At 66.1% G+C, this 11,180-nt stretch carries 9 protein-coding genes and 2 pseudogenes; all 11 read right to left on the reverse strand.

What is annotated here, in order from left to right:
- Positions 1 to 500: pseudogene (locus A3E77_RS00525) on the reverse strand (cell division protein FtsA); the annotation flags it as partial.
- Between the two features lie 3 nt (positions 501 to 503).
- Positions 504 to 1,442: a cell division protein FtsQ/DivIB gene (locus tag A3E77_RS00530; protein WP_293642956.1), complete on the reverse strand. Its 939-nt coding sequence runs from the start codon at positions 1,440 to 1,442 to the stop codon at positions 504 to 506.
- On the reverse strand, positions 1,439 to 2,365 hold the full coding sequence (locus tag A3E77_RS00535) for a D-alanine--D-alanine ligase (RefSeq protein WP_293642957.1): 927 nt from the start codon (positions 2,363 to 2,365) through the stop codon (positions 1,439 to 1,441). Before A3E77_RS00535 ends, A3E77_RS00530 begins: the two co-directional genes overlap by 4 nt.
- Complete coding sequence (gene murB, locus A3E77_RS00540; protein WP_293642958.1) at positions 2,362 to 3,258, reverse strand: UDP-N-acetylmuramate dehydrogenase; 897 nt, start codon at positions 3,256 to 3,258, stop codon at positions 2,362 to 2,364. Before murB ends, A3E77_RS00535 begins: the two co-directional genes overlap by 4 nt.
- 127 nt (positions 3,259 to 3,385) lie before the next feature.
- Positions 3,386 to 4,816: a UDP-N-acetylmuramate--L-alanine ligase gene (murC, locus tag A3E77_RS00545; RefSeq protein ID WP_293642959.1), complete on the reverse strand. Its 1,431-nt coding sequence runs from the start codon at positions 4,814 to 4,816 to the stop codon at positions 3,386 to 3,388.
- Entirely contained in the window at positions 4,816 to 6,000 is a 1,185-nt protein-coding gene (gene murG / locus A3E77_RS00550; protein ID WP_293642960.1) for an undecaprenyldiphospho-muramoylpentapeptide beta-N-acetylglucosaminyltransferase, read from the reverse strand. Before murG ends, murC begins: the two co-directional genes overlap by 1 nt.
- 10 nt (positions 6,001 to 6,010) lie before the next feature.
- Positions 6,011 to 7,249, reverse strand: a complete 1,239-nt coding sequence (locus tag A3E77_RS00555; protein ID WP_293642961.1) for an FtsW/RodA/SpoVE family cell cycle protein — start codon at positions 7,247 to 7,249, stop codon at positions 6,011 to 6,013.
- Complete coding sequence (gene murD, locus A3E77_RS00560) at positions 7,246 to 8,562, reverse strand: UDP-N-acetylmuramoyl-L-alanine--D-glutamate ligase (protein ID WP_293642962.1); 1,317 nt, start codon at positions 8,560 to 8,562, stop codon at positions 7,246 to 7,248. Before murD ends, A3E77_RS00555 begins: the two co-directional genes overlap by 4 nt.
- A complete protein-coding gene (gene mraY, locus A3E77_RS00565; protein ID WP_293642963.1) occupies positions 8,559 to 9,629 on the reverse strand; it encodes a phospho-N-acetylmuramoyl-pentapeptide-transferase in 1,071 nt (356 codons plus the stop codon). The genes murD and mraY overlap by 4 nt, the downstream gene beginning before the upstream one ends.
- Complete coding sequence (locus tag A3E77_RS00570) at positions 9,629 to 11,005, reverse strand: UDP-N-acetylmuramoyl-tripeptide--D-alanyl-D-alanine ligase (protein ID WP_293642964.1); 1,377 nt, start codon at positions 11,003 to 11,005, stop codon at positions 9,629 to 9,631. Before A3E77_RS00570 ends, mraY begins: the two co-directional genes overlap by 1 nt.
- A pseudogene (locus A3E77_RS00575) lies at positions 11,002 to 11,180 on the reverse strand (UDP-N-acetylmuramoyl-L-alanyl-D-glutamate--2,6-diaminopimelate ligase); the annotation flags it as partial. The pseudogene A3E77_RS00575 and the gene A3E77_RS00570, both read right to left, overlap by 4 nt.

Below are 11,180 nucleotides of genomic sequence, written 5' to 3' on the forward strand. Positions count from 1 at the left end.
GGCGCGCCGTCGGCCATGATGATGTGGATATCGACCCCCAGCCGGTCAGCGTGGAGCCCGATCGGGTTCTTCACCCCGTTGAGCCCGTCGAGCGTATACAGCGCGGGCTGCGCATGCAGGATCATCCGGCCTTCGGGATCGATGCCCGCGCGCCCCGCGGCAAGCAGGTCGTCGACATCTTCCTTTTCGATCCGGTGGCCGCCGAGTTCGCTTTCGATCGGCGCGACGTCGCTGATCAGGCCGCCCGCCGAAAAGGCGACCCAGACGTCATCGATGTTGAGGCCCGCGATCCGTTCGGCCTGTTCGATCGCCTCGCGCACGATATGTTCGGTCTGTTCCATGTCGGCGACATAGCCGCGCTGGACGCCGCGGCTTTCGCGCTGGCCGGTGCCCAGCACGTGAAGCTGGCCGTCGGCGGTCTGCCCGGCAATCAGCGCGCACACTTTCCACGACCCGACATCGAGCGCGGTGATGATCTTTTCGATGCGCGGCGGCGCCATGGCTTACCCCTTTTCCGCCGACGCGTCGGCGACCGCATCGACCGCGGCGCGCGCTTCGTCGAGCTTCGCAGGCGCCACCTGCCCTTCGTGCGGCAGGCGCAGCACAAAGCGTTCCGGGTCGCGCATGTCGAAGCGCAGGATGCCCCGACCGAGCAGGCGGTTCGCGCCGTCCATATGCGCGAATTTGGCGAGCGCGGCCTTGGCCTCAGCCTCGCCTTCGGGCAGCGACAGCGTCTCGCCGCTGCGGAAGCGGAGGTCCCAGCGGCGGTTGCCGACCCAGGTCGCGCCCGCGAGCAATTCCTTGAGGCTGCTCGCCTCGGCCAGCAGCCGGCCCAGATCCTGCGAACGCTGGTTCGCCTTCGGCCCGATGACCAGCGGCAGGTCGGGCATCGTCGCGACGGTGACGGGTTCGAGCACGACGCCCTTGTCGTCGATCAGCGACAGACGATTATTATGCTGCCAGATCGCCGCCGGGGTGCGCTCGACGATATCGACCACCAGCGTGTCGGGCAGGCGGCGCGACACGCGCGCATCCTTGATCCAGCCATAGCGCATCAGGTCGCCGCGAACATCTTCCAGATCGACCGCCGCCATCGAGCGATCCTTCTGCGCAAGCGCGATGTCATAGACTTTCAATCGGTCGATCCGGTCGGCACCGACGACCTCGACCTTTTTGACCTGGAACCCCGCACGGCCGACCGCCTGGGCATATTCCTCATGCACCTTGGCGGTGACCCCCGTCGCATGGGCCGCGAGCGCGGCGACCGCGCACAGGCTCAGCCCGATGGTCCAGTTGGCAAGCTTCTGCAACCGCTGCGGGCTGATCGGCAGCGCGTTGATCACCGCGTTGAGCCGCGATGTCTTGATCGTCTTGCGCTTTTTCGGCGTCCGTGCGGGGCGGCGCGGCGGCGCCTTTCCGCGCTTGATCTGTGTCTTGCTCATAACAACGCTTCCCCCACGATGCGTTCGACGAGTTCGGCATAATCCATGCCGACCGCGCGCCCCTGTTCGGGGACAAGGCTCAATGGCGTCATCCCCGGCTGGGTGTTGACTTCAAGCAGGAAAATACCCGCCAGGCCATGTTCGTCGTCCCATCGGAAATCCGACCGCGATGCGCCCTTACACCCCAGCAGGCGATGCGATTGCAGCGCCAGATCCTTCATCCGCTGCGCCACATCGTCGGAGACATCGGCCGGACAGACATGTTCGGTCAGCCCGTCGGTATATTTGGCATCATAATCGTAGAAACCCGATTTGACGCGCAATTCGGTGACGGCCAGCGCCTGATCGCCGAGCACCGCGACGGTCAGCTCGCGCCCCTTGATGAAGGGTTCGGCGAGCAGGCGGTCAAACTCCTGCCACGGCCCCACGGCTTCGCGCGCGATCGGGTTGCCGTAATTGCTGTCGTCCCTGACGATCGCGACCCCGACCGACGATCCTTCGTTGACGGGTTTCAGAACATAGGGGCGCGGCAAGGGGTCGACTGAATAGAGGCTTTCGCTGTCGACCATCGTCCCCGTCGGCATCGGAATGCCATGCGGCACCAGCGCCTGCTTCGTCAATTCCTTGTCGATCGCGATCACCGAGGTGACGAGGCCGCTGTGGGTATATTTCAGACCCATCAGGTCGAGCATCCCCTGCACCGTCCCATCCTCGCCCGGGACGCCGTGGAGAGCGTTGAACACGACGTCGGGCTTGGCTTCGGCAAGCCGCAGCGCGACATCGCGGTCCATGTCGATGCGCGTGACCTTGTGCCCGCGCGATTCCAGCGCGTCGGCGACGCCGTTGCCGCTCATCAACGACACCTCGCGTTCGGCCGACCAGCCGCCCATCAGGACGGCGACATGCCACGGACCCCGGCTCATTCAGCCTTACCCACGCGCTGTATCTCCCATTGCAATTCGATGCCGCTCTTGGCTTTCACGCGGCGGCGGACTTCTTCGCCGAGCGCCTCGATATCAGCGCTCGTCGCTTCACCCGTGTTGATCAGGAAATTGGTGTGCTTTTCGCTGACCTGCGCGCCGCCGACGGCGAAACCGCGGCAACCGGCTTCGTCGACGAGTTGCCACGCCTTGTGGCCGTCGGGGTTCTTGAAGGTCGAACCGCCGGTTTTCGAGCGCAGCGGTTGCGACGCCTCGCGGCTTGCCGAGATGCGGTCCATTTCGGCCTGGATGGCAGCGGATTCGCCGGGCTGGCCGCGGAAAGTCGCGCCGATGACGACGGCTCCTTCGGGCAGTTCGCTGTGGCGATAGGTATAGCCGAGGTCGCCGAGCGGCAGCGTCTTGCGTTCGCCGGTGCGCAGGACGATGTCGCAATCGACCAGGATATCCTTGACCTCACCGCCATAGGCGCCGCCGTTCATGCGCACGAAACCGCCGACGGTGCCGGGGATCGAGCGGAGGAACTCCAGGCCCGCGATGCCCGCGTCGCGCGCGGTCGAGGAAACCAGGATACCCGACGCGCCGCCGCCGCAGTTGAGCGTCGTCGCGTCGATGGCATCGACCTTGGCAAAGGCCTTGCCAAGCCGGATGACGACGCCAGGAAAGCCGCCATCGCGGACGATCAGGTTCGACCCCAGCCCCAGCGCCATCACCGGCACACCGGGGTCGAGGTCGCGGAGGAAATCGGATAGGTCGTCGGCATCCTTCGGCTCGAACAGCCAGTCGGCAGGGCCGCCCGACTTGAACCAGACGAGCGGTGCGAGCGGGGCGTTGGGGGTGAGTTTGCCGCGCACGGCGGGGAGGATTTGGGTGCTCACACCGTCCTTCCTTCCCCGTTCGCATCGAGCGACGTCGAGATGCTTATCGAACGATGAGCGCGGTCGAAGCGTGTCTCGACTTCGCTCGACACGAACGGATTTGGGGGAGCGCGGAAAAGCAAGGGCATCATGCCGCCTCCACCGCCGCCGCCAGACCCGCCGCCATCTTGGTAATGTCGCCTGCGCCGAGGCAGATGATGATGTCGCCCGCGCCAAGGTCGCCGGCCTCGATGCTGGCCTTGATGCTCGCCGCCAGCGCGCCCGCATCGGCGACCACATGCGCATGACGATGGCCGCGATCGCGCAGCCCCTCCGTCAGTGCGTCGGACGACACGCCGTCGATCGGCGCCTCGCCCGCGGCATAGACGGGCAGCGCCAGCACCATGTCGGCGTCGTTAAACGCCTGCTGGAAATCGTCCATATGATCGCGCAGCCGCGTGAAGCGGTGCGGCTGGACGACCCCGACGACGCGCCCCGCCCCGGCCCCTTCACGCGCGGCCGACAGCACGGCGCGGATCTCGACCGGATGGTGGGCATAGTCGTCGATCACCGTGATGACGCCCTCACCCGCCGCGATCTCGCCAACTTTGGTGAAGCGGCGTTTGACCCCGGCAAAGCCGTTGAAGCCCGACACGATCTTGTCGTCCGGCACCCCCATGTGCAGCGCGACGGCGATGGCGGCGAGCGAGTTCTGGACATTGTGGCGGCCCGACATCGGCAGGTGAATGCCCTCGATCGTCCGGCTGTTGCCATCGCGGTCGCGCACGACGACGTCGAAGCGGTTGCCGTCGGGGCCCGGCGTCACATTGGTCCCGCGCACGTCGGCCTGCGCCGAGAAACCATAGGTAACAATCCGCCGATCGCGGATACGCGGAATGATCGCCTGCACTTCCGGATGATCGAGGCACAGCATCGCCGCGCCATAGAAAGGCACATTCTCGATAAACTCGACAAAGGCGTCCTTGATCGCGTCGAAGCTGCCATAATGGTCGAGATGTTCGGGGTCGATGTTGGTGACCACCGCAATCGTGCCATCGAGGCGCAGGAAGCTGCCGTCGCTCTCGTCCGCCTCGACCACCATCCAGTCGCTCGCGCCAAGCCGGGCGTTGGAGCCATAGTTGTTGATGATGCCGCCGTTGATCACCGTCGGGTCGATCCCGCCCGCGTCGAGCAGCGCCGCGACCAGGCTGGTCGTCGTCGTCTTGCCGTGCGTTCCCGCGATCGCAACGGTCGATTTCAGCCGCATCAGTTCGGCGAGCATTTCAGCCCGGCGGACCAGCGGGATGCGCTGCGCGAGTGCCGCCTCCACCTCTGGATTGCCGCGCTTGACCGCGGTCGAGGTCACGACGACCGCCACGCCATCGACGTTCGACGCCTCGTGCCCGATCGCGACCTTGATCCCGCGCTTGCGCAGACCCTCGATCACATAGCCGTCGGCGATGTCGCTGCCCTGCACCTGATAGCCAAGATTGTGCATCACCTCGGCGATCCCCGACATGCCGATGCCGCCGATGCCGATGAAGTGGATGATGCCGATATCGGTCGCGACGCCGCGCATCAGCGGTCCCCCGCGCGCGTGGCGGCCACGCCGCCTGCAACTGCCGCGCTGCGCGAAGGCGTTCCGACGCGGATGACATCCATCATCGGCGGCGCCGCCAGCGACTCGACAAGGTCGGCCAGATCGCGCGTCGCATCGGGAAGTCCGCAGCTCGCTGCCCGTTCGGCCGCAGCTTCGAGCGCGCCGGGTTCGAGCGCCATGCGCTGGATATGCTTCGCGACTTCGGCGGGCGTGAAGTCAGGCTGTTGGAACGCGATCGCGCCACCCGCTTCGACCAGATCGACGACATTGTAGCTTTGGTGATTGTCCATCGCACTCGGATAGGGAACGAAGATCGCCGGACGACCGGCACAGGCAAGCTCGGCGACGGTCGAGGCCCCTGCGCGCGCGATGACCATGTGCGCCCAGCGCAGCCGTTCCGGGAAATCCTGAATATAGGAGGCGCAATCCGCCGCGACGCCCAGTTCGGCATATTTGGCGCGCACCGCTTCGATATCATCCTCGCGGCATTGCTGCACGACCTGCAACCGATCGAGCAGCGCGCGCGGCAGCATCGCGATTGCAGCAGGAACGACCTCGCTCAGCACCGTCGCGCCCAGGCTTCCCCCAACCACGAGCAGGCGGAAAATGCCGTCCTCGGGCAGCGGCGGGAAACCCTCTTCGCGGATCGCGACGATCTCGTCGCGGACGGGATTGCCGGTGATATGCTTCTTGAGTTCGTGCCCGGCGGGATAACGCTGGATGTTGTGATAGGCGACCGCCACCGCATCGACGCGCGGTGCCATCAGACGGTTGACGCGGCCCAGCACGGCATTTTGTTCGTGAAGCACGCGGGGCCGTTTGGTTGCGCCCGCGGCGAGCAGGCTGGGAAGCGACGGATAGCCGCCAAAGCCGACGACGACCGCCGGGTCGAAGTCGCGAATCAGGTCGATGGCGCGGCGGCGTCCCTTGCGGATCGCCAGCGCCGCCTTCAACCAGCCGACGGGGCCGCCGGACACGCGCCCGGCAGGAAGGACATGCGTTTCAAGCTCGACCGGCGCGCCGGGGATTTTCAGTCCGCGGTCGTCGCTGACCAGCGCCACGCGATGCCCGCGCGCGATCAGTTCGCCCGCGAGGGCATAAGCAGGCAACATATGGCCTCCCGTCCCGCCGGCGGCGAGAAGGAAGTGGCGCGTCGCGGTCATTTTTGGGCGCTCATTTCTTGTTCCAGTTTCGGGTCATCGACACCCGTGCGGCATAGGGGTTTCGCCGGGTCAGCGACAAGAGCAAACCCATGCCGATCGACAAAGCGATGAACGACGATCCGCCATAGGAGATGAAGGGCAAGGTCATCCCCTTTGACGGGAAAATCTGCGTGTTCACCGCCATGTTGATCACCGCCTGTCCGCCAAACTGCGCGATCAGGCCGGCGACCGCGAGAATCAGGAAGCTGTCCTCCTCGTCGAGCAGGCGCACCAGCACCCGCACGATGATCGCGAGGTAGAGCACCGCGATCGCGATGCACGCGATCATCCCGAACTCCTCACCGATGACCGAAAAAATATAATCGGTGTGCGCTTCGGGCAGCTGGAACTTGGCAAGCCCCGCGCCGGGGCCGGTGCCGATCAGGCCGCCGGCGGTCAGCGTCGTATGCGCCTTGTCGACCTGAAAGCTGTCGCCCTCGGCGAACAGCCAGATGTTGATGCGCTGCTGCGCGACGGGGTAGAAGAAATAGGCAAGGATCATCCCCGCCACGCCCGCCCCGGTCAGCATCCCCATGATCCGCATCGACAGGCCGGCGACCAGCACCAGCACGAACCAGGTCGCGGCAAAGATGATCGTCTGCCCCAGGTCGGGCTGGCCCATCAGGAGCAGCGCGATGATCCCGGTCAGCACCGCGGCGAGCGGCACGACGGGCAGGCTCTGGTCATGCAATCGCAGCGACAATATCCACGCCAGCGACACCGCGAAAAACGGCTTGAGGAACTCCGACGGCTGGAGCCGCAAGACCCCGCTGCCGATCCACCGCTGCGCGCCGTTCACCGACGTCCCGATCAGCGGCACGAGGAACAGCAGGAACAGAAAGGTGATCGTGCCATAAATGGCGAAACGCCGCGCCTGCGGCTTGGGCAGCATCGACACCGCCAGCATCACCGGCACGCCGACGATGACCCACATCATTTGGCGATAGAAATAATAAAGCGGGTCAAGCGACGCGGTCGAGGTCGACAATTTCTGCGCGGCGACCGGCGACGCCGCGGCCACCGCGACCAGCCCGATCGCCACCAGGATCGACACGAGCAACAGCAGGACGCGATCGATTTCCCAGAACCACAGACCCAGCGGGGTGCGGTCGGCGCGGCTCAGGCGTGGCCCCCGCCGCTTTGTCGTGCGCGTCGCCGCCGAAATGACCGGACGGTCGTTCGTCGCGTCCATATTGTCCCCCCCGCTCATGCCCCGAGCGCCTCGACCGCGGCGCGAAATGCGTCGCCGCGCTGCTCATAATCCCTGAACTGGTCGAACGACGCGCACGCCGGCGACAGCAGCACGACGTCGCCCGGCTGCGCCGCGGCAGCGGCCTGCCTGACCGCCGTCACCATGTCGCCTGACCGTTCAAGCGGGATCGCGTCGCCGATTTCGGCCGCAAACGGCGCCATCGCCTCGCCGATCAGATAGGCCCGTTTGACATGGCCGAACCACGGGCGGCAAGCCGCCAGCCCGTCGCCTTTCGCCTTGCCCCCCGCGATCCAGTGAAGACGCTGGTCCGGCGCTGGCGGAACCGCCGCCAGCGCCGGTGCAGCGGAAGCCGCATTGGTAGCCTTGCTGTCGTTGAACCAGCTGACCCCCCCGACTTCGCCGACCAATTCCATACGGTGCGGCAGCGACTTGTAGGTCGCCAGCCCCCGCTCGATCTGTTCGTCATTCAACCCCAGGACGCGGCAAACGGCGATCGCGCACACCGCGTTCTGGGCGTTATGCGGCCCTTGCAGCGCGGGCCAGCGCAGCTGATCGGCCGGATCGACATCCTTTGCCGATACGCGATAGAGGCGATGATTGATCCGCCCCGCGATCATTTTCGACGGGTCGTCGTCGACCGCGACGATCGCGACCTGGTCCTGGTGCTGGAACGAAAAGAGCCGCGCTTTCGACGCCGCATAGCCTGCAAAGCCGTCATAACGGTCGAGATGATCGGGGCTGAGGTTCGTGAGTACCGCAATGTCGCAGGCCAGGCTGTGCGACAGGTCGATCTGGTAACTCGACAGTTCGAGGACATAGACGCCGACGCGACCGCCCACGGGCGTCAGCGGGTCGCGGCTGAGGATCGGCAGGCCGATATTGCCGCCCATCAAAGCTGGAACTCCCGCGCATTCGAGCATATGCGCGATCAGCGCGGTGACGGTCGACTTGCCGTTGGTGCCGGTGATGCCGACGATCTTGTGCGGCGGCAGGTCGCCGCGCGCCTCGGCGAACAATTCGACGTCGCCGATCACCGGCACATGGGCTTCGCGCGCATGAGCGGCGATCGGGTGGCGGTTCAGCGGAACGCCCGGCGACACCACGACGCCCGCAAAGCCGACCAGGTCGATCTCGATCGGGTTGCCTATGTCGGCGCCCAATGCCATCGCGTCGTCGCGCGCGTCTTCGCGGTCGTCCCATGCGGTCACGCCCGCGCCGCTGGCAATCAGCGCCTCGACGGTCGCCAGACCCGATCGCGCCAGTCCCAGCACCGCGTAACGGCGGCCGGCAAAGACGCGCGACGTGATCACCGGAGTTTCAAGGTCGCGAGCCCCGCGAGCGCGAGGACGATCGAGACGATCCAGAACCGGATGACGACGGTCGATTCGGGCCAGCCGAGCTGCTCGAAATGATGATGGATCGGCGCCATGCGGAACACGCGCTTGCCCGTTCTTTTGTACCAGAAAACCTGGATGATGACCGACAGCGCCTCGACCACGAACAACCCGCCGACCAGCACGAGGACCAGTTCATGCTGCGCGGTGACCGCGATCGTCGCCAGCGCGCCGCCCAGCGCAAGGCTGCCGGTATCGCCCATGAACACCGCCGCGGGCGGCGCATTGAACCACAGGAAGGCGAGGCACGCGCCGATGATCGCGGCGGCGAACACCGCCAGTTCGCCCGCGCCGGGCACATGCGGGATGCCAAGATATTCGGCGAACTTCACGTTGCCCGACAGATAGACGATGACGAGGAAGGTCAGGCTGGCAATGATCACCGGAAAGGTTGCGAGACCGTCCAGCCCGTCGGTCAGGTTCACCGCATTGCCGAACCCGACGATCAGCACCATCGCAAAGACATAATAGAGCGGCCCCAGGGGAATCACGATGCCACTGAAGAAAGGCAGATAAAGGTCGGTGCCGGTGCGCGACACGATCAGCAGCACCGCGACCGCGGCGATCACGAACTCGATCAACAAGCGCACACGCCCCGGAATCCCGCGATGGCTGGCCTTCGTCACCTTGTCGAGGTCGTCGAGGAAGCCGACCGCAGCAAAGCCGCCGGTCACGAACAGACATGCCCAGACGAAGCGATTGGACAGGTCCATCCACAACAGGGCAGAAATCATCAGCGAAATGAGGATCATCAGCCCGCCCATCGTCGGCGTGCCTTTTTTCGCGAGGTGGCTCTGCGGGCCGTCGTCGCGGATCGGCTGCCCCTTCCCCTGCCGCATCCGCAGCATCAGGATGAAGCGCGGGCCGATCCACAGGCCGAGGATCATCGCGGTCGCGACCGCGGCCCCCGACCGGAAGCTCAGGTAGCGAATGAGGTTGAGAGCCCCCGGAAAGCCAAGCCATTCCGCCAGCCAATATAACATCAATAATCCCCGTTGGTCAGCGCCGTCACGACATGCGACAGGCCGACGCTGTTCGACCCCTTGACCAGCACGGCGTCGCCCGGGCGGATCAGGTCCTTCAGCCGCCCTACCGCGGCCGAGTGCGCGGGCACATGCTCGAAATCGATGCAGCCCTCAAGCGCTTTGGCGAGCGGCGCCATCTCTTCGCCGACAAGCAGGGCGAATTGCACTCCCGCCGCGACGAGCGGAGCCGCCAACGCGGCGTGATAGGCCTCGCCGTCCGATCCCAGCTCCTTCATCGCGCCGAGAATCGCGACCTTGCGGTCGGCGGATTCGATGCCGAGCTGGCCGATCGTCGCCGCCATCGAGGCGGGGTTGGCGTTATAGCTTTCGTCGATAACCAGGATATGGCCGCCGGGCACCGCGACGCGGTGGCGGGCGCCCCGCCCGGTGAGCCCCGCCATCTCGGCAAAGGCCAGCCCCGCCGCAGGAAGGTCGCCGCCGACCACTTTCACCGCAGCCAGCACGGCGAGCGAATTGGCGACCCAATGCGCGCCGGCCTGCGCAATCGTAAAGCAAAGCAGCGATTCCTGGACCTGTGCGGTGACGAGCGAGCCGCCCTTTCCATCCGAAAGCCAGTCGACCGCGCGCACATCGGCCCCATCGCCCAGCCCGAAACTGATGATGTGCGCGGCGTGCTGCTCGGCTTTCGCGCGGAGGCGCGCATAATGCGGGCTATCGAACGGCAGGATTGCGGTGCCGCCCGGCTCCAGCCCCTCAAAAATCTCGCCCTTCGCGTCGGCGATCGCCTCTTCGCTGCCGAAATACTCCATGTGGGCGGGCGCGATCGTGGTGACGAGCGCGACGTGCGGGCGCACCATGCGGGTCAGCTCGGCCAGCTCGCCTGCATGGTTCATCCCCATCTCGAACACGCCGAAATCGGCGGTCGACGGCATCCGCGCGAGGCTGAGCGGCACGCCGACATGGTTGTTATAGCTTTTGACCGAGCGATGCGCCTTGCCGGGGCGGAAACGGTCGAGCGCAGCGAACAGCGCCTCCTTGGTTCCCGTCTTGCCCGCCGATCCGGTGACGCCGATGATCCGACCATGGCTACGCGCCCGCGATGCCACGCCCAGCGCGTTCAGCGCGCGGGCGCTGTCGGCGACGCGGACATGCGGGTGGTCGATGCCGGTTTCGCACAGGATGCCCGCGGCACCCGCCGCGATCGCCTTGTCGATAAACTGATGCCCATCGGCAAGCTCACCTTTCATCGCAATGAAGAGGTCGCCCTTCGTCACTTCGCGCGAATCGAACGCGACGCCGCCGACCGTGAAGTCGGCGCTGGCGGCCCCACCCGTCGCCGCGGCGATGGCGCGCGCGCTCCACAGCGGGTTCATGCCGCCGCCTCGCGCGCGACGGCCACATCGTCGAAGGGAATGATCCGCATTTCGTCGCCGCGGCCGACGATCTGGCCCTGTTCGTGACCCTTGCCCGCGATGCACACGATATCCTCTGCGCGCGCCTCGGCGATTGCGGCGGCGATCGCGGCGCGGCGATCGCCGATCACCGTGG

It is taken from the genome of Sphingopyxis sp. RIFCSPHIGHO2_12_FULL_65_19 (genome assembly GCF_001830555.1).
Lineage (GTDB): Bacteria > Pseudomonadota > Alphaproteobacteria > Sphingomonadales > Sphingomonadaceae > Sphingopyxis.